Raw genomic sequence first — 26,394 nt, forward strand, 5'->3', positions numbered from 1 at the left:
GGAACAAGTATGTCAAAAGTTGCAATTGTAACAGGTGGTACAAAAGGGATTGGCCTAGCGGTAGTAAAACGCTTACTAACCAGTGGCTATGAGGTCCATAACCTTGATATCACACCAAGTGATGTAGGTGTTTTTCATCATTGCGATGTAAGTGATGTAGAGGCTGTCCGCCGCTCGATAAACACGATACATGAACAATCTCAACGTATTGACGTACTGGTTTCTAATGCTGGAAAACACTTAAGCGCAAATATAGAAAGCACTGATGAGCAAACGCTCGATGCGCTATTTGCGCTTAATGTAAAAGGCGCCTATGCGGCAGTACAAAGCGTACTCCCAACGATGAAGGCAAATAATGCGGGTTCTATTATATTAATAGCATCCGACCAAGCATTAATTGCCAAGCAAAATTCATTTGCCTACAACCTCACTAAACATGCCCTCGCCTCAATGGCAAAAACTACGGCACTTGATTATGCACGCTTTAATATTCGTGCTAATGCAGTGTGTCCAGGCACCATTGAAACCCCTTTATTTCATAACGCAATAGACGCTTACTGCGATAAAAGCGGTGCAAACAAAGCCGATATAGTGGCAGAGGAAGCCAGTCTTCAACCGCTAAACCGATTAGGTCAAGCCGATGAAGTAGCCGCTCTTGTGAGTTTTTTAGCAAGTGACGATGCAAGCTTTATTACTGGCAGCTTACAAAGTATTGATGGCGGCTATACAGCCCAATGAGTACAAATATAATTGACCCGCATGTTCATTTTTTTAATTTACTTGATGGTCAATACACTTGGCTACAAGGAAGTAACCCTCCTGCGTGGCCCAATTTAGAAAAAATAAAACGGCCTATTAGCGCACAACAACTTGCCAACAGTACCGACTTTAAATTAAAAGGCCTTGTACACATAGAAGCAGGCTTTGATAACTCAGCCCCAATTGAGGAGCTAAATTGGCTAAGTAAGCACTTAAGTGAAATGCCATTTAAAGCCATTAGCTTTAACCAAATAAATGCCCCTGCTGAGCAATTTAGTAATGCACTAAATGCGCTTGCTCATTCAAGCTTATGTGGTATTAGAGATATAACCGAAGGGGATGACGCATTAAGGCTAAAAAGCCCTCGTTGTATTCATAATCTTGACTTATTAGCAGCAAACAAATTGCATTTTGAAGCGCAATTTGAGTTACACAATATTAGTGTGGCCAATCATATTGCTCACTGTGCAAAACAATTACCTCACCTACAAATTATTCTTAACCATGCAGGGTTGCCTGATGATTTGATCTCTTGGCAAAAAGGCGTTGAACTACTTGCCCAATATAGCAATATTGCCATTAAGTTTTCTGGCTTTGAATTATTAGACCTGACACAAGCACAACAAGAAACCTGCTTTAAGTGGCTTTTACAGCATTTTGGCGAGCAGCGTATTATGTTTGCTAGTAACTTTCCGGTATGCCAAATAAACACGCATTACAATGCCCTATGGCATCAGCATTATGCGTTATGTAATAGCCATAGCCTATGGCATAAGCTCAGCTACGCAAATGCAAAGCACTACTACCAAGTGTAAGTAAAAGTCGTTATATTTAAATTTTATTATGCTTAAAATGGCGTAGGTTTTATGAAAAACACATTATTCATTTCGAGCTTAGCTTTGTGCGCTTTATTAAGTGGCTGTGTATCGCAACACGCTGAACCCACTCCAAAATTACAACATGCATTACTTTTAGCGCCTAATCAAAGCGCAGTTAACAAAGTAATCAATACCCTTATGAATATGCAAAATATAACGTTAGATGACGATGTATTTACAATAAACAGTGTGGTTACGCTAAATAATTTAAACGAAAATAACATAATAAAAAGTCATCAGCTTAATCCACCCGACCAATTTGAGCTGATGATAAAAAACAAACAATGCTTTATACGCCACGTAGATAGCAAAGCAACTCAAGAGCTCAAAGGTGTTGAGTGCGTAATTAACGAACAACCTTAATTTTGCTAATAAAAAGCCGGTAAGTGAATAGTCACTTACCGGCTGTTATAATAACAAGCTTAGTTATTATTTTATTTCTACACGTTGCGACCGCATTACAATCTCATCGTTTAGCTCAATACCCAAACCTGGCTCTTCAGATACTTCAAAGAAACCATTTTTAGGTTGTGGGTCTTGTAAACACAACTCGCGGTTCCACTTTTTAATTGCGTACGTGTGATGCTCATGAATTAAAAAGTTAGGAATAGCGGTTTCCAGGTGCAGTGATGCAGCCGTTGCAACTGGCCCACCACATACGTGCGCCTGAATGCGTACATCAAAAATATCAGCGTAATCGCATACCTTTTTAGTTTCAGTAAAACCACCACATAAACCGATATCGGGCTGAAGTACGTCAATACTCTGATCTTCTAAATAAGGACGAACCCCCCAGCGGTTATACAAGCGCTCACCACCTGCAATTGGCACATTAACTTTATCTGCTACTTTGGCATGCAATGAGTGATTTAAGTAGTTCACAGGCTCTTCAAAGTACATACAATCAAATTCTTCGGCTATTTCACCAATTTGAATAGCAGATGTAGCACCCGGTAAACTATGGCATTCAAAAATAATATCCACTTCATCACCCACGGCTTCACGAATAGCTTGCATACGCGCGCGATACAACTTCATTTCTGGGCGTGAAATAATATTAGTTCGGTCGTAATAGGTATTACCGTCTTTATCATATTGAATTGGATCTACCTTTACTGCATCGTAACCCTCAGCTATGGCTTTTAATGCTGCCTCTGCATATTCTTGTGGCTGAACGAGCGCTTTAAATTCGCTATCCCAGTCAAACTGCAGTTGCGATGCATAAGTACGAAGCTTGTCGTTAACCTTACCACCAAGTAATTGATATACCGGTAACCCAAGCGCCTTACCTTTAATATCCCAAAGCGCAGTATCAATTGCGCTCATTGCAGCGTACACAACGGGTCCACCACCTAAACCCCAAAAGCTTTCTCGTAACATGCGAGACCATAGCTTTTCTGTCTGAAACGGGTCGTGCCCAATTAAAAAAGCATCTGCCATTTCTTTGATCATGGCGGCAGCTGCGCTATGACCTAAATCATAAGCAAGACCCGCCTCACCCACACCACTAATGCCTTCATCAGTATGAATGCGAACGAATACAGGTGTCCATGCTGGGCGCGCTGGACAATGAATATCAAATACTTCTACGCGATTTACCTTCATAAAAATTCCTTATTAACCTGTTAAGGTTATTTTGCAAAACTGGGATCAAGCCGATACGCTTTACGTAGCATAGCAGGCCAAGCAAGCTGGCCTCCGGTGCTGCCGCTATGAACCACATTGGCTTGATTATAAATATTGTCGATAATTGGTTGAGGCACGGGAATTACCTCTTGCGAGCTAGCTTGCAGCGCTAATTGTATTTCGCAGGCGCGCTGTAAGTCGTAAAAACGCATAAACGCATCGCCTACAGTAGGGCCTACGGTTAACCCACCATGGTTAACTAATAACATGTGATTAGTTGAGCCTAGATCATCCTGAAGGACTTTGCGCTCATCATCATTAACTGCAAGGCCTTCGTAACCGTGATATGAAAGCGACGGCAATGAAAACATAGAATACTGGCTCAATGGTAATAAGCCCTTTTTTTGCGTAGCCACAGCAATGGTTTCTTTGGTGTGCAGGTGAATAACGCAATGCGCATCTTCTCTTACTTCGTGTATTGCACTATGAATAGTAAAACCAGCAGGATTAATGCTAAACGGAGTGTCGTCGATTATATTCCCGTTTAAGTCTACCTTAACCAAGTTTGACGCGGTTACTTCGTCAAATGTTAATCCAAAAGCATTAACAAGATAATGGTCAGTGCCCGGCAAACGCGCTGATAAATGCGTATAAATTAAATCTCCCCAGCGAAAGTGATCCACTAGCCGGTAACAGGCAGCAAGGTCGACACGAAGTTGCCACTCTTGAGCAGATACTTTATTTTTTAAATCGAGTTGGGGTAAATCAAACATAGTAAGCCTTTTAAAATACACACATAACAAGTGCGAATAGATGTTTAGAAGTCTAAAACACTCTGTTCTTTATAGCAATCAACAAACAAAAACAGCCACACGTGTGTGGCTGTTTTTAAAGGGCGAATAACTGCTTTGCGTTATTTTACTTTAGATAAGTAGTCTGCAATAGCTTCAAACTCTTCGTCTGTTACTGTAGCAACCATTGCTTTCATCGCCATAGACATACCATTATTACGCGCACCCGACTTAATGTCTTTCATTTGCGCAACTAGGTAATCTTTGTTTTGGCCATTAAGTTTAGGGTACATACCCATAATTGGTGCTTTACCATCTGCACCATGGCAGGTTTGACAATTTTTTGCAGTGTAAAGAGCGGCGCCATCGGCAGCAGCTGCATTAAACGAGAAACTTGCGGCTAAACTAATGCCCGCGCCTAGTATTAGTGTTTTCATCTTGCTCATTGTATTTACTCTTCTTTTTTGACGGTTAGAAAAAACTGTTCAATTGATTGTAGTCAACAATCAAATAAAAAGCATACGTTAGAAACGATGCTAGACGATCAACTTAATCCTACACTGCTAGCTCGTTTTATGCTCATAATTAGTTTAGCAAATAAATATGAGCAGACGCTTAACTGATTGTTACCATACTAAATCGTCTGGCACTTCAAAATCTGCGTACGGATCGTCTTCATCTTTTGGTTTATTTTCAGCTTCAACATGAAAAACAATGTATTTTTCGTCAACTTCAGCCACCTTGCGAGCGGGTTCGTCTTCTAATACATAAAACTGCCCTTCTAGGACACAAATTGCTAAACGACCACCCGACAATGCTTTTTGAGTGTTTTCATTCACTTCAATACTTTTAACTTTTTTGTCGTAAGTAAAATTAAAGGTTCGCTCACCACGAATAGCATCTTGGTTGTTGTGCTCTAAAATTTGTTTAACGCGCGCTTCTTGCTCACGCTGTTTAAGGCTAACTTGGCGAACTTGGTTAAGCTCTTCTGCTTTTTTCTGCTGCTCAAGTTTAGTTTGTTGAATATGCTTTTGCAGATCACTAGGGTTACTTGTCGCCCCCTTTTTTTGTTTTTTTTGTTGCTTACGTTTTTCTGATTTAGCAACTTTAGCTTTATGCGATGTTGTTAACCCTGCTTGAAGCAATTGGTCTTGTAATGAACCCATGGCATTGTTCCAGTAAAAACTAATATTACGCTCATTTTAATCATCAACGCGTTTAAATAACAGTGCTATTGGTATTAATCTAACAAACTCCTTCATACTAAGCATGATATAAAGCAATAATCGTACTTTTAATTATCAATTAGAGTTAACTTTCAATACAATTAAGTAGCCAACTAGCTAACTCATAAGCCAAATAATGCGCTTAATTCATCTACTTGCTTGCTCCATTGTTATATTTTTTGTGCTTTATGCACCTCAACCGTTACTGAACTTATTTGCGAGTGAATATAATGTATCGCCTGCCGTTGCTGGTAGCCTTATGACGGCAACCATGCTGCCACTCGCTATTGCACCATTAGTATACGGCTTGTTTTTAGCTAAACAGAATCCTTTAAAAATACTTCGCATTGCAATGATAATACTGAGCTTTAGCTGCTTGCTATTTATATGGGTGCCTAGTTTTGAGCTCTTGCTGTTAGTAAGGTTTTTACAAGGCCTTACTCTTCCCGCAGCATTAACCGCCATGACCAGTTTCATAGGGATAAGCTTTAGCGCTGATACACTTCAAAAAAATATGACACTTTATATAGGCAGCAGTATTGCAGGTGGTTACTTTGGAAGAGTACTTGCTGCACTGTTTAGTGACTTATGGCATTGGCAAAGCTTTTATTACTTAATTGCTTTTATGCTTGTTTTTTTAGCCATATTAATAAAGCCCCAGAAATTCAACAACCTTAGCACCCATGCTCCAAAATCACCTCTAGATTACATCAAACAACTTAAGGAAGGCCCTCTTTTAAAAGTTTACAGCGCTGTGTTTTGTATGTTTTTTTGTTTTGCTGCTTTACTTAATTATTTGCCTTTTATACTGCAAAAAACATTTTTAATTACCAACACCCGTGATATTGGATTAGTTTATAGCGGCTATTTAATTGGTGCTTTGGCATCTATTGCGACGCCTTGGCTACTAAAAAAAGCACCTTCCGCTTGGCACGTATTAGCAGCGACTTTCATTTTTTATAGCCTTAGTATTGTTGCGCTAATAAGCCACCAGCTAAGCGTATTTTTAACTGCATTCACGCTATTTTGTGCGGCTATGTTTATTATTCATTCAACCGCAGCTCCACTGGTCAATCAAATAAGTAAAGCACCACCAAGCGTCACAAACGGAGGGTATGTCTCGTTTTATTACAGTGGCGGGGCTTGTGGCTCGCTATTACCGGGTTTAGTTTATCAACAGTACGGACAAACAGCATTTATGTTTACCTTACTTGTTGTTTGTTTGTGTGGCTTTTTTCTTGTTACCTGGGCTTACCTTGACGGTAAAAACATGACGCGCGGTTGATGATCCGTATAATTAAAAAAGGTTTCTAGGTCTGATTTACTCAAAATCCATGTCAGCGTATTTTCAAAGGGGTGGCAGTGAAATAACTCCCCAAACCAAATATCTTGGTCTAACCATACTGTTACCGCATTTTGTTTATCGTTTAGAAGCGCAAGCATTGATACACAACCTGGTGCAACTTTTAAATAAGTTGCTAAACGTTCGCTTGAAGCAAACCCTAAACGCGACAAACCTTGCTGTTTAGAAAGCGCTTTTAGGTCCAACTGCTTATTGTGAGCTGTAATTACTAAAAAGTGACGTTTACCTTCGTTATCACGCAAAAATAAATTTTTTAAACGGGTACCTGGGCGTTCAAGCAATAATTCATCCGCTGCTAAGCTAGTATATAAAGGTGGGTGCTCGATAACATCGTAATTAATATTTAAATGCGCTAAACACGCCTCTAATTTTGTTTTGTCCGCTAACATAGTTACAAACAACGCCCTCTTAATTGCACGCTTAGATCTCGCCACAGAACGTCTGTTATTTCATGATTATTAGCGCAGTATTCACGCGTTGTAAGCTCTTGCTTTAATAATTCAACGGCCCGATCTTCTAGTTTTAGCTTTAACACACTCGACTCTTCAAAGTGTTCTTGCTCAATATAGTCCTTAACTTCACTGCGAGAAGGTCTGTTATTACGTCCACGATCGAGATTAAAGTTCTCACGGTGCTTAGCTTTAACCGATACAACATAAGCAAATACATTATTTCCTTGCTCATCTTGTTTTTCAAAAAACTGTTTGTTATTTATTTCAAAAGGCGGCTCTTCATTTGATGCACAACCCGAAAGTAAAATCATCAGTACCAAAACGCTTTTTTTCATTATTTTCTGTCGTTTTAATGAGTAATTAAGCTGAGTCTATCAAAAATTCATCTAAACAGTGAAAATTAGCGAAAAAATACTTGACCAAATTTATAAAAAAACTTAAAGTTCGTCCCGCTTGGAACTCAGCGGCCAAGCGTTTATGTTATACATAAACTAGGAATGTGGGGCTATAGCTCAGCTGGGAGAGCGCCTGCCTTGCACGCAGGAGGTCAGCAGTTCGATCCTGCTTAGCTCCACCACTTTCCTACTCCTTTCTCAAATATATTCTTTACTTAAAAAACACCCTAATTCATTCATTTTATTTTGTTTTTCATTTATCTCTATTATCTTGAGTCTTTATCAATTATTAGCTATACATACTTGTATATCTATTAATGCCTTAGGTAAATCATGGACTCTCCAAAACGCTCAACACTTAAAAAACTTGCAGCTATAGGCTTAACTGCAGGCGCTATAACGCATGTTCCTTATGTTTTTGCTCGAAATAAGGTCACAATAAGAGTGCTTGGCACACATGTAACGTTACAAGATGCAATTCGTAAGCAAGCCATGAGTGATTTAGGCATTAATATTGAATTTACGCCCGCTGGCAGTGCCGCTGTTTTGCAAAGAGCCTCAATGGACCCCAGCTCATTTGATTTATACGAGCAGTGGTCAAACAGTATTAATGTGTTGTGGAATGCAGGTTCAATACAACCCATAGAAAAAAAACGCCTTACTTATTTTAACGAAATAAATAGCCTTACAAAAACAGGAAAGTTATCAGAAGATGCCAATATTGGTGCAGGTGACGCTCCCTTCAAAATATTAAACGTACAACCCAATGGCACACTCAGTGAGCAAGAAAGCGACTTAATAAGCTTTTTACCCTACGTGCACAATGTAGACTCCTTTGGTTATAACACTAAATTTATTAAACCTGGTATTGCCTATGAAACTGAAAGTTGGGGATGGTTACTGGATGAGCAACATAGAGGAAAAGTAGGTATTGTAAATGCGCCTACTATTGGTTTATTTGACTTAGCGCTTGCTGCTAAAGCTAAAGGGCTTGTGAAAATTAACAATATAGGGGCAATGACTCGTATTGAATTGGATAACTTATTTAAGGTACTACTTGAGCTCAAACGCCAAGGCCACTTTAGCGGTTATTGGAACTCAGTGCCTGAATCTGTTCAGTATATGAAAGATGAACGCGTTCATATTGAAAGCATGTTTTCACCTGCGGTATCTGCGCTAAATGGCCAAGACATAAATGTGCGCTTTGCAGCACCTAAAGAAGGCTACAGAGGCTGGCATGGTGTAATGTGTTTGTCATCACAAACGCATGATAGTGTGAAAGATGCTTCTTACGATTATATGAATTGGTGGTTATCTGGCTGGCCAGGTGCGTTTATTGCTCGCCAAGGTTATTACATAAGCAATCCGCAGCGTTCTAAACCATTACTTTCACAGAATGAATGGGACTATTGGTATGACGGCAAAATCGCAAGCACTGATTTACTAGAAACAAATGGTAATATTGCGGTTAGAAAAGGCGAACAAAGAAATGGTGGAAGTTACACTAAACGCTTCAGTAATGTTGCAGTATGGAATACCGTTATGCCAACATACGACTACAGTTTACAAAAGTGGTATGAGTTAATAAGTCGCTAATGCGTTCTATTAAATCAAAAATAATTGCGACCTTAGCGGTACTAGCTGGACTGCTTCTTTTACAAAGTTATTTATTTAACCACTTGCAAGAGTCGTTAACCAGCTTACAAAACATTCAAAACAATGCAATTAGCCAAAGTGAGGCTGTAGTAAAGCTGGAAAGAGATGTCATCGCCTTACAAAGTCATGCCGTTGCATTTATTGATGACGCTAATAAAAATAATATTGCAAAGTTTAAAACATATTTAGACCAAGCAAATATTCATTTAGGGCAATTAACATTAAACACGCTAGACAAAACCCCTGAATATAAAAATATGCTTACTCGCCTCAGCGAGCACCTAAAAAACTATGAAACAACATTTGAAAAAGTAGTTATTAACAGACAAAAGCGCGAGCAAATATACTCATCTGGATTTAAGCTGCCCATTGAAGAGCTACAACAAAAGGTAATGGCACTTGAGTCAGTATCAAATAATGGTAAAAAAATTCTATACAATGATATTTTACTAACCATTAGCAACCTTAAGCATGCAGCTGTCAGCTACCTTTATAAACCTAATTTTGATGAAGCTCAAAATGTGAAGCAAAATCTAGAGTTTTTGCACACAAAAATTAACCGTATGTCAGCTATTAATGACTCCTTACTTGATAAAACAATTAATTTAAAAAAAACACATAACCAACTAATACTTCTAACTCGCAGTTATACGTACTCTGTAAATGTAGTGCTGACAGGGATCGAAAACGAACTTTTATACCTAACTAATAAAATTAAAAGCGCTGAAGAAGAAAAGCTAAACTTGGCTAAATTACAGTTTAATAACGAATTAACAAAAAAAACTAAGCAAAGCAGCCTGTTTACCTTTTTAATTCTGATTATTATTTTGCTGCTTTGTTATTTTATTGTTGCTTTTGTTATTAAACCCCTATCACAGCTTACCTTGCTACTTAATAGTATGAATGAAGGTGAGCCAATAACACTAAAAAATAAGCATACAAAGCTGAGCGAAATTGCATCTGTGTTAAAAGCGGCTAATACACTTTATTTAAAAAGTGAGGAAACGAAGCAATTACTTGATGAAACACGCGCTTTAAATGTAAAAATGGAAGCCATGAATACAGAGCTTACTCAAGCAATAGAGGAAACAAACAAGGCTAATAAAACAAAAATTGATTTTGTGGCTAATATGAGCCATGAACTTCGCACACCAATGAATGGCATATTGGGTATGCTTCAACTCTTACAAAGTAGTGAAATGCCCGCAAAGCAGGAGCAATACGCTAAAAAAGCGTTTTCCAGCGCGCAAAGTTTACTGCAAGTTTTAAACAATATTTTAGACTTTTCAAAACTCGACTCTAATAACGTCAAACTTGAGAAAATCCCTTTCACACTCGATACGATCGTATCTAACGTCCAAGATTTATTTTCGATTAATGCACAACAAAAAGGACTAGCTCTAAATTGTGTTGTGCATGCCGACAGACACCTGACCCTTTTAGGCGATCCTATACAGCTAAATCAAATAATTAATAATTGCATTGGTAATGCCATTAAGTTTACCGATAAGGGTGAGGTGTCATTAACCATAGAAGTCATTTTTCAAAAAGAAAACAAAGTACAGTTGCGCTTTAGCATTAGTGATACCGGAATTGGTATGACGCAAGCCCAATCTGATAGGGTGTTTGAATCATTTGCTCAAGGCGACTCAAGTACAACAAGAAAGTACGGAGGCACAGGGCTTGGCCTAACGATTAGCAAACAGCTAACCAAATTATTAGGTGGTGACATACAAGTAAAAAGCGAACTTGGCAAAGGAAGTGAGTTTTTATTTACTCTTCCATTCACCATTGCAGAACAGCAATTAATTAATAACACTGCTAGCAAAAATAACCCTTTACCTGCAAAGGTAGCACTGCCAAAACTAACTGATTTTAAAGCACTTGTTGTGGACGATAACAAACTTAACCAAGAAATAACCTCTGCAATGCTAGGTAAATTTGACCTTAATACAACAATTGCAAACGATGGGCTAGACGCTATAGATAAAGTATCAGCTCAACATTTTGATATTGTATTTATGGATATACAAATGCCCCATATGGACGGCCTTGAAGCAACAAAAGAGCTAAGAGCTAAAGGCTACAATATGCCTATTATTGCTTTAAGTGCCGCTGTAGAGCCCAGAGATAGAAAAGCAGCCGCTGATGCAGGTATGGATGACTTTTTGGTTAAACCCATTGTATTTGACGCGCTTTACGAAAGCTTAGATAAACACCTAAAAAGTAGAGATAATTTGCAAACAATAAATTTAGTAAAAGCAAAGCAAAACGTTGATAACAATGAAACCTTACTCATGACATTGCTTACTCGGTTTATAGATGGTAATAATAACTTTTCAGCGAAGGCTGATTTATTAATAAACAATAATGATGTTGCTACTTTAAAGCGAACGGTGCATACACTGAAGGGGTTAGCGGGTACATTAGGGCTAGAGAAGCTGCAAAAGTGTGCATTAGAGACTGAAAAAGCACTACTTGAGGAAAACTCGCTTAATATAGATTTATTAAAAGAAAATTTGGCAGCAACGCTTTTTTCTATTAAAGAATTATTAGCGTCACTCAATTTGGAAAATATAGAGCCGAAACGACACAATCTCGAAGATGAGCTGGTAGTGATAAATGAGATTCACTCACTAGCATTAGCGTCTCGTCCTATCCCAAACGACCTAAAAAGGCATTTAGAAGCGAATAGCTATGATACTGAACACGGCTTATCAAAACTAATAGAGGCGATTAATAGTTTCGACTATCCGTCTGTAATTTCGATTATTGAAACATATAAAGCAGACACAAAGCATTAATGATTGAGTGATTCAGAATTTAAATACTATGTAAAAAGGATTAACAGTGCATTTAACTCATTCCACCATAAATAAAAGTGAACAAAAAGCGCAGCGACAAAAGCCTTTAATTCTAATTGTTGATGACGAACCAAGTAACTTACATGTTTTGGTAGAAGGGCTTTCAACCGACTACGATGTTCGAATATCGACAAGTGGAGAGCAAGCTCTAACGTTTATTGAGTCTACCCGTCCAGATTTAATTTTACTCGACATAATGATGCCGGGAATGAATGGTTATGAAGTGTGCACTATACTAAAAGGGAAACCCAAAACAAAAGGCATTCCCATCATCTTTGTTACGGCGCTTACAGAAGAAGAGTCTGAAGAAAAAGGCTTTGCTATGGGCGCCATAGATTATATTCACAAGCCTTATAAATTAGCCTTGGTCAGAGCTCGCATTCGTACACATATAACAGCACAAGGTATGCTAGACCGATTAATAGAGAAAAACTTTGACCTACATGACAAGCTGCTTGAAATAGAATCTTTAGCAATGGAGCTGGATGTTAGAGAAAAAGAATTAAAGCAGTTATCATCTAAACATCAACTCTTTTTTCACGCACTAACGAGTACAGCTGACGGTGTTGTGATAACTAACAGTACAGGCAAAATAATCGCGGTTAATCCTTCTTTTTGCCGCATCACGGGTTACGATGAAGCTGATTCGTTGAATATGCATATTCACGATATCAAACAAAATAACCAGCCAAATATAAACTTTGAACAAGTATGGCAACACGCAAGTGAAGCCGGCTACTGGAGTGGTGAGTTAGTTACCCGACGCAAAAGTGGTGAGTTATACCCTGAACTGCTAACGTTAAGCCTTGTAAAAAATGAACACGATACCAACGATCACTACATCGGTGTATTTAGCGATATATCAAGCCTAAAAGTGACTCAGGAGCGAATAGATTACTTAACTTGGCATGACGAATTAACCGCCCTACCTAATCGTAACAGCTTCTTAAAGCAGTTAGAGCAGCAATTACAAAGCTGTTCCACTGACAAAAATTTTGCCTATATTTTTATTATCGATGTAGATGGGTTTCACTCGTTTAATGATGGAATGGGCCTGCTAGCCGGTGACCATGTCCTAAAAGAACTAACGAAGCGTATCCATGAAAATACTGATAATAATGATATTATTGCCCGCTTGGGAAGCGATGCCTTTGCAACGTTGTCTGTCCTAGATAAAGGCATTGGCAGAGCTAGGGCTCAAATTATTGCAGAGAAAAAAGCACAAGAAATTCTTACATCCGTAAGACTGCCTTTTTTTGTTGATTTAAAGGAAGTTAGCCTAACAGTAAGTATTGGTATGTACATATTCCCGCAACATGGGCAATGGGAAAGCGCTATCGAGACTATCAGAAACTGTGAAGCTGCCTGCTATAAAGCAAAAGAGAAAGGGGGTAACCGAGTTACATTTTTTGACACCTCATTTGGTGAACAAGCAAAAAGACGTTTCGAAATTGAGCAAGACCTACGCAAAGCAATCGCTTATAACGAGTTATCGCTTCATTTACAGTCTCAATATGATAGTGATCAAATTTTAAAAGGAGCTGAGGTTTTACTTCGTTGGCAACACACGACAAAAGGCTTTATTAGCCCCGGTGAGTTTATTTCTATTGCTGAAGAGTCTGACGTTATTTATGACTTAGATTGCTGGGTATGTGAAAATGCCTTAAAAACATTAGCTAAGATTAATCAAACACACCCTCACTTAAGTTTATCAATAAACATAAGTGGTCGACATTTCCATGAGCCACGCTTTTTAGCCTTTTTAGTTGAACAGCTAACAATTAATAATGTTATTGCGTCGCAACTCACTATAGAGATTATTGAAGGTACGCTACTAAATAATATGGACTCTGCTATTGAAGCTGTGCATAACCTCAAAAAGTTGGGTGTAAAAGTATCAATTGATGACTTTGGAACTGGCTATTCAAGCCTCACATATTTAAAGCAATTACCAATTCAAGAGCTTAAAATAGACCGTTCTTTTGTGCTCGAAGCGCCAACAAATAAAAATGACAAACTAATAATAGATATGATTGTGAGTTTGGGACGTTTATTTGAATTAGACGTTGTTGCAGAGGGTGTCGAAAACCAATCACACTTCGATTTACTACAGGAATACCCGGAGGTGATACTACAGGGTTATCACTTGCATAAACCTGAGCCAGTAAACGATTGGCTAGCTAAATTAAAGTGATTTTTATCAAAAATAAAAAGCCGAGCTATGCTCGGCTTTTGTAAAATTAATATAAAATTTATTCGCGAACTTGACCTTCGCCATTCACTAAATATTTTTCTGTTGTGAGTGATTCAAGCCCCATAGGACCGTACGCATGAAGCTTAGATGTAGCAATGCCTATCTCTGCACCCAATCCTAACTGTGAACCATCAGAAAAACGAGACGATGCATTCACCATCACAACTGACGCATCTACACTACGTTGAAATAACTCAGCTGCGGCTTGGTTTTTAGTACAAATCACTTCTGTGTGATTTGAGCCAAATTGAGCAATATGCTCAACAGCGGCTGAAAATGTAGGTACTACGCGTATCGCGATTTCTAAGTCTAGGTATTCTTCACCAAACTCATCATCAGCTAAAACAGTTGCATTATCGAAGTATTTGGCAGCAAAGCTATCAGCATTGATCTTTACACCTTCTTGACGAAGTACTACCGCACATAAATTTAGGAACTCATCTGCGATATCTTCATGTACAACCAAACCTTCAAGTGCATTACATACACCCGTTCGTTGTGTTTTACCATTAAGTAATAAATTAATCGCAACCTCTAGGTCTGCGTCTTTATCGACATACAAATGACATACGCCTTTGTAATGCTGAATAACAGGAATGGTACTGTTCTCGGTAACAAAGTTAATCAACCCTTCACCGCCGCGAGGAATGATTAAATCGATGCTATCACGTTGCTGCATCAACTCCATAAGAAGTGCACGATCGGGATCTGGAATAACCGAGATTAATGAAACGGGTAAGTTGTGCTTTTCAAGTACACTGTGCATTACACTGGCAATCGCTTGTGAGCTTTTGAGCGCCTCTTTACCACCGCGTAAAATAACGCCATTACCCGATTTAAAGCACAAAGCACCAGCGTCTGCGGTCACATTAGGGCGTGCTTCATAAATCATACAAACAACACCAAGTGGTACGCGCATTTTACGAATTTTAATACCATTAGGTCGTTCCGTGATTTCACGAAGCTGACCCACCGGATCATCCAGGCTTACTATAACTTCTATCCCTTCAGCCATCGATTCTATGCGCTCATCGTTCAGAGTTAGACGATCAACCATTGCCGCAGGCAAATTGTTGTCGCGCGCAGCGCTTAAATCACTTTCGTTTTCTTGAATTATAAATGCTTTTTGCTCTCTTAATGCCGCAGCCATTTCTGTTAACACTTGGTTTTTTGTCTCGGTGTCGAGTAAAGCAAGTGTATTTGCAGCTTTAGCTGCCTGACGCGAAATATCCGTAATTAAACTCATGACTTCTCCAATAATGCGATATCTTTTTCTGAAATAACAGGTCCAATAGAATCCTGCATTTTTTCACTAAATTCACTTTGTTCGTTGTCTGCAATGAAATTCAACAAACAACTACTGTAATTTGCGGTCGCTTTAGCTAAACGCGTACCATCTTCACTTCTAACGAGTATGGTGTCGCCAATTGCAAACTCACCATGTACTTCAACAATTTCATCGCCGCGAATTATGCCTGTTTCACCTTCGATTGATTCATCAAATGTTCCATCTACCACAACTTCACCTTGCTCATTCGCAGTGTGTGTCATCCAATGAACAGAATCTTGCATTGGTTTTTCGTATGGTAAAAATATTGTTCCAGGGTTGTCACCCTCTAATAAACGATTAAATGTCTCTTCTTTAAAACCATTAATTATATATGTTGCGATTCCGTGTGATGTTGCTTTTTCTGCTGCTTCTATTTTAGTTTTCATACCGCCAGTACCTACCGCGCTAGTAGCACATCCTGCCATGGCGTAAATAGAATCATCAATTGATTTTATTTCAGGTAATAAAACAGCATCGTCATGAAGATTTGGGTTTTTATCGTATAAACCATCTACGTCTGAAAAAATCAGTAAAGCGTCTGCATCAGCGGCTGCTGCAACCATTGCTGATAAATTATCGTTATCACCTACTTTAAGGTCATCAGTAGTTACCGCATCATTTTCATTAATGATAGGTAAAACACCATGCTCTAATAATGTAAACACGGTTTCACGAATACTTTGATAGCGCTCTCGGTCGCGCAAATCACCATGAGTTAGCAAAAGCTGGGCAGATGGAAAATCAAAAAAGCGGTCCCACATAGCAATCATTTCAGTTTGACCAGCGGCGGCCATTGCTTTTTTTAATACAACTGAACGGGGTTGGTCTGATGGAAATAGATGCGAACCTGCCGCAACAGAACCTGATGAAACTAAAATCACTTCAATGCCGCGAGCACGACAACGAACAATAAACTGTGCGATAGTAAGAATGTAACGAGAACGACAACCGTCTTGATCTGGAGCAATAAGTGCGCTACCTACTTTTAAAACAATGCGTCGCCAATTTAACTTTTGCATAAGTCTTCTACTTTCCATTTTATCTGTGCTCAGTTTTAATGAGCTAAACTAAATAGCTACCAATATATGTAGCTTCGAATTTGTGTTTTTTAGCAACACTTTTAAACGCACACAAGAAAGCCAAAATCTAAAAACAAGGCTTTAAATTTAAGCTCAGATATAAAGAAGCAGATACCTTGCAGTGAAAGTAATGCCTATAAGAAAGTTTAAAAAGTGTTGTTTATGCATCGCTGTAAAAAGCCTTGGTGACTTTTTTATTAACAACATACATAGAGCCTCTAAAGTCTGGTACACCAACAGATAGGGTGAAGACTAAAGGACCGAGATTTAACCGCCACGATGGGGGTTAAACATTGAAAGATATCAATTCAACTCAAACTTTAAATGCTTGAGATAAACCGTATCAAGTAATTAAATAAATTATATTTTAGGCGTTCAAATACTGAACTAGCTTCTAAATAACGATTATACCTAGCAAATATGACCGTAACATTAACGATGAATTTATTTCCCAGATAATTTAATTAGATACCTAATTATTCGAACTCGAAGTATAATACGCTAAATTAGGTCGTAAGATCAAGGCTAAAATTCAAACGACCATATTAAAAAGCGTTTAATAACAAACTTTTTTATTTTAAAATCATGAAGATAGAAGGTGTTATTGATAATTTATAAAATATTTAGCAACGCTAACCATAATTAATACGTACTAATATTTTGTTAGCGGCTAAAATTAAATAGTAATAGTTGATTTTCCCGTGTATACCCCTTTAATAACAACTAAAATCGTTATACTTTAAATAAAATCATAATAAGGAATTCTTAATCTATGTCAGCAATTTACATAGCCGGTATCGCACTCTGCTCAGTGCTTGCCCAATGGGTAGCGTGGGCATTTAGAGTACCCGCTATTCTTTTTTTATTGCTCACTGGCCTGTTACTTGGGCCATTTAGTGGTGTTTTAGACCCTGATGCACTTTTAGGCGACTTACTCTTCCCTGTCGTATCATTAAGTGTGGCTGTTATTCTATTTGAAGGCGCCCTTACCCTTCACTTTAGGGAGTTAAAGGGAATTGGTAAAGTAGTCAGAAACCTATGCTCCATTGGTATGATTGCAACCTGTGTTGTAATTAGTTTAAGTGCCTATTGGTTACTTGAGCTCAATTGGCGGGTTGCTGCTGTGCTCGGCGCAGTGCTTGTGGTAACAGGCCCGACAGTAATAGCGCCTTTACTAAACTCCATGCGCCCCACACAAGACATAGACCGCATTCTACGCTGGGAAGGGATTGTTATTGACCCTATCGGGGCATTGTTTGCTGTACTGGTATTTGAAGCAGTAATGTTAGTAGGCCAAGGCGAGGTACTAAGCCATACTATTGTTGCTTTAGTTAAAACTGTTGGAGTTGGTCTAACAATAGGGGTAGCAGCAGGCTGGGTTACAACTCAATTAATGCGCCGAGAATGGTTGCCATTTGAATTACATAAGTTTGGTATTTTAGCGCTGGTATTAATTAGCTTTTCTGTATCAAACTACTTAAGCCATGAGTCAGGCTTATTGGCCGTAACGGTATTTGGTATTTGGCTTGCGAATCAAGATGACCTAGAAATAGACTCTGTTTTAGAGTTTAAAGAAGACTTATCGATGATTCTTATATCAACGCTTTTCATCTTACTCGCAGCCCGTCTACAGCTTTCCGACTTAATGATGTTAGACAGTGATGTATTTATTTTTTTAGCGATTGTGTTATTCGTAGCACGCCCTTTATGTATTGCTATCTCTACCTTTGGTACCGACTTACCAATTAAATCTCGCTTAGTACTCGCCTGGATTGCGCCAAGGGGTATTGTAGCAGCCGCTGTTGGTTCAGTGTTTGCACTTAGCATGATGGAAGCGGGTGTGGCTGATGCAGAAAAAATGGTTCCACTTATTTTTACAGTTATTATTATAACTGTTGTACTACAAAGCCTAACCGCAATCCCTGTGGCTAAGTTACTAGGTGTGCGTCAACCATCACCTAATACTATTTTAATTATTGGGGCTAACCATGTGTCACGTGCAATAGGGCGAGGTTTAAAAGAGCAAAATATTCCTGTCCACCTTTCAGATCCTGCATGGGAAAACTGCAAAATGGCACGTATGGATGGCTTGCCTTGCTATTATGGTAATCCGCAATCAGAGCATGCTGAACGATACTTACCGCTTACAACTATCCGAAGTGTTTTAGCGCTTTCACCGAACAGGCATCACAATGCATTAGGTGTGCAGTATTTTTCACATTTACTCAATGAAAAAAACGTGTTTTCGTTACGCTCATCAACAACACACGCTAAAGCCAACAAAGACAGTGCGACATTTTTATCGCGTCAAATATTATTTGGGGATGAAGGTTCGTACGCTCGCTTAAGCAGTGTCATTGCTAAAGGCGGCAAAGTAAGTGCTACACGTATTTCAGATGAGTTTAGCTGGGAGCAATACTTAGAAATGAACCCTGAGGCTATCCCTTTATTTATTCTTAAAGGAGATAAAGACAACGATGACGATACACCAGCTAAAGTAACACCATTCACACTTAATATGGACAAACCGCCTCAAGAAGGTGAGCGTATTGTTGCACTGCACCCCCCAAAAATGTCGTTATTAAAAGACCCTCAACCTAAAGACAAAGAATAAAGTTAACTAAAATAATGCTCACAAAAAAGCCCTAATTTTATTAGGGCTTTTTTCTAAATGTACAGCAACTCACTTAATTAAAGTTTATTCTTGATTAGTATTACATAGGTAACCGAGCGCGCTCTACGACACTATCAGGCATTTTTTGCGCAAGCTTAGTTAGGGCGTTTTCAATTTTTTTATGCGTTGCTTTATCTGCTACCATTGCATTAAACAACCAACGATATGCATCTTCAAAATCCCGTGGGCTACCGTAGCCATCATTAAACAACTTCACTAAACGTAACTGCGCTTTTAAGTTACCTTGTGCAGAAGCTTCCCGTAAATACGTAATAGCCATGGCTTTATCTTGCTGAACTAGCCTTCCGGTATCGTAATAGCGACCTAACTGCTCAAGCGCTGCCGCTAAGCCTTGCTCAGCAGACTTTCTCATATAATACACGCCTAGCTCTACATTTCGTTCAACACACACATTATAAGCAAGCATATCGCCATATAAAAACTGATAGGATGGCAATGCCATTTTATTGGCTCGCGCTTCAATATCTTGAACTAACTGGCAATCATCTGCCTTTACACGCTGCAAATGCACATTTTTATTTATTAACGCGATAAGCTCTGATTCAGTGTATAGCGGTACTGCAGCAGGTGATTCATCTGCTAACGTATTGGAAGATATAAATAAAGACACTGACACTAAGGGCACAGCTAATAACGAACTTTTTAAAAATAGGCGCATGTTCACCACGTACAAAAATTATCATACTAAATAATATACAAAGATCGTTCCAAGGTGAATTTTAGACACAAAAAAAGCTGCATTTAGCAGCTTTTTTTATATTTATGGTAATTAAGCAAACGGGTTGCGAAGTACCATCGTTTCTACGCGGTCTGGACCTGTAGAAATAATATCAATTGGAACACCAGTGATTTCTTCAATACGCTTGATGTAATCAATTGCAGCTTTTGGTAAGCCTTCAAGTGAAGTTACACCCACAGTATTTTCAGACCAACCCGGCATCTCTTCATATACTGGAGTTACTTTCTCGTAACCTTCAGCAGCTAATGGTGTTACGTTTGTAACAGTGCCATCTTCAAGCTGGTAGCCAGTACAGATTTTAAGTGTTTCTAAGCCATCTAAAACGTCAAGCTTAGTTAAACAAAAACCTGAAATACTGTTGATTTGAACTGCACGGCGCATTGCCACTGCATCTAACCAACCAGTACGACGAAGACGACCTGTAGTAGCACCAAACTCATGACCTTTGTCACCTAAGTGCTTACCAACTGGGTCTTGCTTATCAAGGCCATCGTAAAGCTCTGTAGGGAAAGGGCCTGAACCAACACGTGTTGTGTACGCTTTGATAATACCTAACACGTAGTCAAGGTTTAGTGGACCAAAACCAGCACCAGTTGCAACGCCACCAGCGGTCGTGTTTGACGAAGTTACATAAGGATAAGTACCGTGATCAATATCAAGTAATGTACCTTGCGCACCTTCAAATAAAATGTGCTCACCTGCTAAACGTGTTTGGTCTAAAAGCTCAGTTACATCTACAACCATTGCTTTTAAGATATCTGCAACAGCCATTGCATCATCAAACGTTTTTTGGAAATCTACAGCGTCTACTTTGTAGTAATTAACTAATGTGAAGTTATGGTACTCAAGAACTTCTTTTAGTTTAGCTGCAAATAATTCAGGATTAAATAAATCACCTACGCGTAAACCGCGACGTGCTACTTTATCTTCGTACGCAGGACCAATACCACGGCCAGTTGTGCCAATTGGCTTGTCGCCACGAGCTGTTTCGCGGGCTACATCTAATGCAACATGGAAAGGCAAAATTAGCGGACATGCTTCACTTATTAAAAGACGTTCGCGTACTGGTACGCCACGCTCTTCAAGCATGCCAATTTCTTTCATTAGCGCTTCTGGTGATAAAACAACACCATTACCAATCACACATTTAACATTGTCACGTAATACACCCGATGGAATAAGGTGTAGAACCGTCTTTTTACCTTCGATAACTAAAGTATGACCTGCATTGTGGCCACCTTGATAACGAACTACTAAAGATGCTTTGTCCGTAAGGAGGTCAACTACCTTACCCTTACCTTCGTCACCCCATTGGGTGCCTAATACAACAACGTTTTTACCCATTGTAAATTCACTTAGAGAAAATTAGGACGAGATTTTACCAGAAAACCCAAGCAAAGATCACCCCTGTTCAGCTTATTTTTTCTGCGAAGAATTATTAAATTAAAATATGAGTAAATAACCACATATATAACAGTGATTTAAAGTTGTAGATTGTATTCAACAAAAAGCCCCGCAAGTGCGGGGCTTTAAATTTTAAAAGTATAAATATAGTCTACTGCGCTTTAGCGCCTTTCATATATTGGAAGAAGTCACTGTCTGGTGAAAGTACCATCACGTCTTGCTTACCTTTAAACGTTTTCTTATACGCTTCTAAAGAACGTACAAAGCTGAAAAACTCTGGATCTTTATTATATGCATTTGCATAAATAGCGGCAGCATCTGCATCACCTTGACCACGTACTGAGCGTGAGTTACGTTCAGCGTCTGCAAGCATAACTGTCACTCGACGGTCAACGCTAGCACGAATAGTCTCCGCTTTTTCCTGACCTTCAGAGCGGTGCTCTTTAGCAACGGCAGTACGCTCAGCACGCATACGTTGATAAATCGAACTACTTACTTCTTGAGGCAAATTAATTTGCTTAACACGTACGTCTAGCACTTCAATACCTAACTCGCGGGCACTTTCAGATGCTTGAACTAATGCTTCTTCCATAAGCTCACTACGCTCACCTGATACAATTTCACGAATTGTGCGTGTACCAAAGTTAGTACGAAGTCCGTTATTAACCTTTTGCTCAAGTAACGTTTCAGCATATTGCTTGTCGCCACGTGCACGTAAGTAAAAAGCACTAAAGTCGTTAACACGCCATTTAACAAACGAATCAACAATTAAGTCTTTCTTCTCACTTGTCACAAAACGATCTGGCGTTCCATCTAGCGTTTGAATACGTGCATCAATACGACGTACTTGGCTAAAAAATGGGACTTTCAAATGCAAACCTGGGCCATAAACAACCGCTTGATCATCGTCATCTTTTTGTACTTTACTGAACAATAGCACAATTGCTTTTTGCCCTTCAGGTACAACAAATACCGATGAGAAAGACATCACAATGGCAACTAGTAGTATTACTAAACTAAAATTTTTCATTATGCTTATCTCCCCTAGTTAAAGCGATCGTTGTTAAAGCGGTCGTTGCTGCTATTAACGGTGCTGTTACGTGATGTATTTACTTTGTTTCTTAAGTCTTGAATGTCACTTGAGCTTGGTAACGCAACACGTGTTGCAGTGCCTTGCTTTTCCATGATTTTATCAAGAGGTAAGTACATCATGTTATTACCACCCTTCACATCAACCAACACCTTAGAACTGCTACCTAACACTTCTTCCATTGCATCAATGTATAAGCGTTCACGCGTTACTTCTTTAGCCGCTAAATACTCAGGTAATAGCTTTTCAAAACGAGCAACCTCACCTTGCGCTTCCAGTGTAATACGCTCTTGGTAACCTTCAGCTTCTTGTGTCATACGTGTTACTTGACCACGTGCACGCGGTTCAATTTCACGCGCATACGCTTCTGCTTCACGGATGAAACGCTCTTCATCTTCTTGTGCTGCAATCGCATCATCAAACGCATCTTTAACTTCAGTAGGTGGGCGAGAATCTTTAAAGTTAACATCAGTAACAATTAAACCAAGATTGTATGGTTCGATTACCTTGTTAAGCTCATCCCATGTGTTTTGACGCACTTCTTCACGACCGTTCGTTAAAACTTGGTCCATTTTTGCATGACCCACAACATAACGTAGTGCACTGTCTAGCGCTTCTTCTAAACTGCTATCAGCATTCGTTACGCTAAACTTGTAAAGGTATGGGTCAATAACACGGTATTGCACCTGAAACTCAACACTTACCACGTTTTCATCTTCAGTAAGCATAAAACCAGACGCCGACAGTGAACGAACGGCTTCAATATCAACTGGGATAACCGTTTCAATAAACGTCATTTTCCAACGCAAACCAGGTTCAGCAATTCGGTCATATTTACCAAACTGCAAAACAACACCACGTTCGGCTTCTTTAACCGTATAAATACCACTTAACGCCCACACAATGGCAGCGATAATGAGGATAAATGAAATACCGGCTCCGCCAAGTCCGCCACCGCTTCCATTGCCGGATTTTTTACCGCCAAATAAGCCGCCGAACTTGTTACTAAACTTACGGAACACCTCGTCTAAATCAGGTGGGCCTTGATCACGTCCGCCTTTATTGTTCCACGGATCTTTGTCATTGCCATTATTACCCGGTTCATTCCAGGCCATAGCTATACTCCATTGTTATCTAAATAAATTAGGAAATTGTGTTAAATCTATCAAATCTACTGCGTTTCTCATACAAAAACCGACATTTAAACGTCAATTTTTAATCTTGGTTGATAAAACCAACAATTTCAGGACCAAATTCTTTAATTAAGCGATTCCATTCAACCATTGGCATTCTTACATCTAGTAGCCAATTGCCTTGTTCATCAAATCGCTCTTCATGCACCGCATTTAAGCTAAAAAGTGAAGCCCTTAAACGCCCGTATAAAGGGGTTAATAAAAGCGTTTCACTAAACATTTTTTTAGCAAGCAACTCGCTAATGGCTTCGCTTAGTAATTCACACCCTTCACCCGTTTGTGCAGACAACCATACTCTTATAGGTTGACCTTCACTATCTCGATCAATACGCGGAGCAACATTATCAAGCGCATCAATTTTATTATAAATTAATAGCTGTGGAACGTCATCGGCTTCAATTTCTTTAAGCACAGATTGCACTTGTTCAATATTTTCTTTAATTCGCGAATCAGCAGCATCTATTACGTGTAACTGCAAATCGGCTTCACGTGTTTCGGTCAATGTTGCTTTAAATGCAGCCACTAAATCGTGAGGCAAATGACGGATAAAACCCACGGTATCGGCTAAAATCACTTGACCAACATCACCCAACTCCAGTTTACGCAGTGTTGGGTCAAGCGTCGCAAAAAGCTGATCGGCAGCATAAACCTCAGAATCTGTAATACGATTAAATAATGTAGATTTACCCGCATTAGTGTAACCAACTAACGACACCGTTGGAATTTCATTACGGTTACGCGCGCGTCTACCCTGCTCACGCTGGACAGCCACTTTTTGTAGTCGTGCACGAATACTTTGAATACGTACGCGCAGTAAACGCCTATCGGTCTCTAATTGAGTTTCACCAGGTCCACGTAGACCAATACCACCCTTTTGACGCTCAAGGTGAGTCCAACCTCGGATCAGCCGAGTAGACATATGACGAAGTTGTGCCAATTCAACCTGCAATTTACCCTCATGGGTACGTGCACGTTGAGCAAAAATATCAAGAATAAGGGTCGTTCTATCAAGCACACGGCACTGACAAACGCGCTCTAAGTTGCGTTCTTGTGACGGTCTGAGTTGATGATTAAAAATAACGACATCTGCATTGTGGATTTTGACAATCTCAGCTATTTCTTCTGCTTTACCGGTACCGACGAATAGTTTCGGATGTGGTGCTTGACGGCTGCCTTGCACAACCGCCAAACTACTAACACCAGCAGAAGATACCAACATCTCTAATTCATGAAGATCTTCACGATCCCCTTCTTTAGGTAAGTCGATATGAACTAAAATTGCCTGTTCGCCGGATTCATAGCGGTCAAACAAGCATTACGCTCCTAATTAAAAGTTTCCAGCTTCTGGTTCTTCAGTGTCATCGCTCCCTTGAACACCTTGGAAGTTGACTGCGCGAGCAGGTACAACTGTTGAAATTGCGTGTTTGTAAACCATTTGGTTTACCGTGTTTTCAAGTAAAATAACAAATTGATCAAATGACTGGATTTTACCTTGTAATTTTATGCCATTAACCAAAAAGATTGATACCGGAATGCGCTCACGACGTAGTGCATTCAAAAATGGGTCTTGTAACGATTGGCCTTTTGCCATGTTATTCTTCCTTCGTTCTAGGTGTTATTATAATTAAGTGGCTGAACTCATTTAATAAAGCTAAATCATATCCAACTACTACTAGCTTAGCGAACTTACTACATGATGCAAGTTTTCTTCATCGCCGGTTGTTAACCAAGTAACATCAGGCCAACTTCTCAACCAAGTTAATTGACGTTTAGCCAATTGCCGGGTTGCTGCAATACCTCGGAATACCATTTCATCATGACTTACTTCACCCGCAAGGTAATCCCACATCTGTCTATAGCCCACACAACGAATAGAAGGCATATTGTGATGTAAATCTTTACGTAGATATAAGGCCGAAACTTCATTTTCAAACCCCTGATCTATCATTATTTTAAACCTTTCTTCAATTCGTTGATGTAATTCACTTCGCTCTTGCGGCGCGATGGCAAATTGATGAAAAGTATACGGTAAAGGTGGCTGCTTTTGCTTTTGCAGTTCAGTCATTGTTTTACCGGTTAATCGATATACCTCCAGCGCACGGTTAATTCTTTGGGAGTCGTTTTCACTCATTTTTTGTGCCGCTTGTGGATCTATTTTTACGAGTTCTTGATACAAGTGTGGCCAGCCAAACTCACTAGCCTCTGCTTCAAGTTGAGCCCTTATAGCTGGGTCTGCCTCAGGCAGAGGCGATAAACCGTCAATAAGTGCCTTGAAGTACAGCATTGTACCTCCAACTAATACAGGTACTTTACCTTGTTGATGAAATTCATCAATTTTTTTTATTGCATCACGTCTAAAATCTGCAACAGAATACGTTTCACTCGGGTCAAGCAGATCAATAAGATGATGTGGAGCGCGAGCCAATTCTTCTGAATCAGGTTTTGCAGTGCCAATGTCCATACCTTTATACACTAATGCTGAATCGACGCTGATTATCTCTGTATTTAAATGCTCGCACAAAGAAATAGCCAATGCTGTTTTACCTGCAGCAGTGGGACCCATTAAAAATATAACTGGTAATTGACTCAACACGAACACC

General features: G+C 39.3%; 23 protein-coding genes and 1 tRNA gene. 9 read left to right on the forward strand and 15 right to left on the reverse strand.

The features are described 5' to 3' along the window. Window positions 1-9: 9 nt before the first annotated feature. From PS1M3_RS15055 to PS1M3_RS15065, 3 genes are read left to right on the forward strand one after another with little or no spacing between them, the layout of a single operon-like run. Complete coding sequence (locus PS1M3_RS15055; RefSeq protein ID WP_008128273.1) at window positions 10-738, forward strand: SDR family NAD(P)-dependent oxidoreductase; 729 nt, start codon at window positions 10-12, stop codon at window positions 736-738. Then, window positions 735-1,574 carry an amidohydrolase gene (locus PS1M3_RS15060; RefSeq protein WP_008128271.1) on the forward strand — a complete coding sequence of 280 codons (840 nt, stop codon included), beginning with the start codon at window positions 735-737 and terminating at the stop codon, window positions 1,572-1,574. The genes PS1M3_RS15055 and PS1M3_RS15060 overlap by 4 nt, the downstream gene beginning before the upstream one ends. A gap of 51 nt (window positions 1,575-1,625) precedes the next feature. Continuing rightward, window positions 1,626-2,000 carry a hypothetical protein gene (locus PS1M3_RS15065; RefSeq protein ID WP_203985277.1) on the forward strand — a complete coding sequence of 125 codons (375 nt, stop codon included), beginning with the start codon at window positions 1,626-1,628 and terminating at the stop codon, window positions 1,998-2,000. Window positions 2,001-2,066: 66 nt separating this feature from the next. Here PS1M3_RS15065 and PS1M3_RS15070 read toward each other — a convergent pair whose 3' ends face one another. The 4 genes from PS1M3_RS15070 to PS1M3_RS15085 form a co-directional block, all read right to left on the reverse strand. Continuing rightward, window positions 2,067-3,242, reverse strand: a complete 1,176-nt coding sequence (locus PS1M3_RS15070) for a mandelate racemase/muconate lactonizing enzyme family protein (protein WP_008128266.1) — start codon at window positions 3,240-3,242, stop codon at window positions 2,067-2,069. Window positions 3,243-3,268: 26 nt separating this feature from the next. Beyond that, window positions 3,269-4,036, reverse strand: a complete 768-nt coding sequence (locus PS1M3_RS15075) for a class II aldolase/adducin family protein (protein WP_006791222.1) — start codon at window positions 4,034-4,036, stop codon at window positions 3,269-3,271. A 140-nt stretch (window positions 4,037-4,176) separates the two neighbouring features. Then, window positions 4,177-4,500, reverse strand: a complete 324-nt coding sequence (locus PS1M3_RS15080) for a c-type cytochrome (protein ID WP_008128263.1) — start codon at window positions 4,498-4,500, stop codon at window positions 4,177-4,179. A gap of 180 nt (window positions 4,501-4,680) precedes the next feature. Further along, window positions 4,681-5,220, reverse strand: a complete 540-nt coding sequence (locus PS1M3_RS15085) for a DUF2058 domain-containing protein (protein WP_006791224.1) — start codon at window positions 5,218-5,220, stop codon at window positions 4,681-4,683. 196 nt (window positions 5,221-5,416) lie between these two features. Between PS1M3_RS15085 and PS1M3_RS15090 the strand changes: the two genes are divergently transcribed. Next, a complete protein-coding gene (locus PS1M3_RS15090; RefSeq protein WP_203985279.1) occupies window positions 5,417-6,565 on the forward strand; it encodes an MFS transporter in 1,149 nt (382 codons plus the stop codon). Here PS1M3_RS15090 and PS1M3_RS15095 read toward each other — a convergent pair. Both PS1M3_RS15095 and PS1M3_RS15100 read right to left on the reverse strand, forming a co-directional pair. Further along, on the reverse strand, window positions 6,532-7,032 hold the full coding sequence (locus PS1M3_RS15095) for a prolyl-tRNA synthetase associated domain-containing protein (protein ID WP_203985281.1): 501 nt from the start codon (window positions 7,030-7,032) through the stop codon (window positions 6,532-6,534). The genes PS1M3_RS15090 and PS1M3_RS15095 overlap by 34 nt on opposite strands. Window positions 7,033-7,034: 2 nt before the next feature. After that, window positions 7,035-7,430 (reverse strand): hypothetical protein, encoded by a 396-nt coding sequence (locus PS1M3_RS15100; RefSeq protein WP_203985283.1) that lies wholly within the window; start codon window positions 7,428-7,430, stop codon window positions 7,035-7,037. 166 nt (window positions 7,431-7,596) lie between these two features. On the opposite strand from PS1M3_RS15100, the gene PS1M3_RS15105 reads away from it, so the two are divergent. From PS1M3_RS15105 to PS1M3_RS15120, 4 genes are all read left to right on the forward strand, one after another. Next, window positions 7,597-7,672: transfer RNA gene (locus tag PS1M3_RS15105), tRNA-Ala, on the forward strand. 151 nt (window positions 7,673-7,823) lie between these two features. Further along, complete coding sequence (locus PS1M3_RS15110; protein ID WP_203985285.1) at window positions 7,824-9,086, forward strand: PotD/PotF family extracellular solute-binding protein; 1,263 nt, start codon at window positions 7,824-7,826, stop codon at window positions 9,084-9,086. Continuing rightward, complete coding sequence (locus tag PS1M3_RS15115) at window positions 9,086-11,950, forward strand: ATP-binding protein (protein WP_203985287.1); 2,865 nt, start codon at window positions 9,086-9,088, stop codon at window positions 11,948-11,950. The genes PS1M3_RS15110 and PS1M3_RS15115 overlap by 1 nt, the downstream gene beginning before the upstream one ends. A gap of 46 nt (window positions 11,951-11,996) precedes the next feature. After that, entirely contained in the window at window positions 11,997-14,204 is a 2,208-nt protein-coding gene (locus PS1M3_RS15120) for an EAL domain-containing protein (protein WP_203985289.1), read from the forward strand. Between the two features lie 58 nt (window positions 14,205-14,262). On the opposite strand, the gene PS1M3_RS15125 is transcribed toward PS1M3_RS15120, so the two are convergent. Further along, window positions 14,263-15,510, reverse strand: a complete 1,248-nt coding sequence (locus PS1M3_RS15125) for a glutamate-5-semialdehyde dehydrogenase (RefSeq protein ID WP_008128245.1) — start codon at window positions 15,508-15,510, stop codon at window positions 14,263-14,265. Continuing rightward, window positions 15,507-16,613, reverse strand: a complete 1,107-nt coding sequence (gene proB, locus PS1M3_RS15130; RefSeq protein WP_006791232.1) for a glutamate 5-kinase — start codon at window positions 16,611-16,613, stop codon at window positions 15,507-15,509. The genes PS1M3_RS15125 and proB overlap by 4 nt, the downstream gene beginning before the upstream one ends. An 832-nt stretch (window positions 16,614-17,445) precedes the next feature. Between proB and PS1M3_RS15135 the strand changes: the two genes are divergently transcribed. After that, window positions 17,446-19,287, forward strand: a complete 1,842-nt coding sequence (locus tag PS1M3_RS15135) for a sodium:proton antiporter (protein WP_006791234.1) — start codon at window positions 17,446-17,448, stop codon at window positions 19,285-19,287. A 100-nt stretch (window positions 19,288-19,387) separates the two neighbouring features. On the opposite strand, the gene PS1M3_RS15140 is transcribed toward PS1M3_RS15135, so the two are convergent. From PS1M3_RS15140 to miaA, 7 genes are all read right to left on the reverse strand, one after another. Further along, complete coding sequence (locus PS1M3_RS15140) at window positions 19,388-20,026, reverse strand: tetratricopeptide repeat protein (RefSeq protein ID WP_008128241.1); 639 nt, start codon at window positions 20,024-20,026, stop codon at window positions 19,388-19,390. Window positions 20,027-20,137: 111 nt separating this feature from the next. After that, window positions 20,138-21,451 carry an adenylosuccinate synthase gene (locus PS1M3_RS15145; RefSeq protein ID WP_008128387.1) on the reverse strand — a complete coding sequence of 438 codons (1,314 nt, stop codon included), beginning with the start codon at window positions 21,449-21,451 and terminating at the stop codon, window positions 20,138-20,140. A gap of 211 nt (window positions 21,452-21,662) precedes the next feature. Further along, entirely contained in the window at window positions 21,663-22,541 is an 879-nt protein-coding gene (gene hflC, locus PS1M3_RS15150) for a protease modulator HflC (protein WP_006791238.1), read from the reverse strand. Between the two features lie 14 nt (window positions 22,542-22,555). Continuing rightward, window positions 22,556-23,716, reverse strand: coding sequence for an FtsH protease activity modulator HflK (gene hflK, locus PS1M3_RS15155; protein ID WP_006791239.1), 1,161 nt, complete (start codon window positions 23,714-23,716; stop codon window positions 22,556-22,558). Between the two features lie 100 nt (window positions 23,717-23,816). Next, window positions 23,817-25,106: a ribosome rescue GTPase HflX gene (gene hflX, locus PS1M3_RS15160; RefSeq protein WP_008128385.1), complete on the reverse strand. Its 1,290-nt coding sequence runs from the start codon at window positions 25,104-25,106 to the stop codon at window positions 23,817-23,819. Window positions 25,107-25,121: 15 nt separating this feature from the next. Beyond that, window positions 25,122-25,385, reverse strand: a complete 264-nt coding sequence (hfq, locus tag PS1M3_RS15165) for an RNA chaperone Hfq (RefSeq protein WP_006791241.1) — start codon at window positions 25,383-25,385, stop codon at window positions 25,122-25,124. A gap of 81 nt (window positions 25,386-25,466) precedes the next feature. After that, window positions 25,467-26,384 (reverse strand): tRNA (adenosine(37)-N6)-dimethylallyltransferase MiaA, encoded by a 918-nt coding sequence (miaA, locus tag PS1M3_RS15170; protein WP_008128382.1) that lies wholly within the window; start codon window positions 26,382-26,384, stop codon window positions 25,467-25,469. Window positions 26,385-26,394: the final 10 nt, after the last annotated feature.

The organism is Pseudoalteromonas sp. PS1M3 (genome assembly GCF_016865405.1).
Lineage (GTDB): Bacteria > Pseudomonadota > Gammaproteobacteria > Enterobacterales > Alteromonadaceae > Pseudoalteromonas > Pseudoalteromonas marina.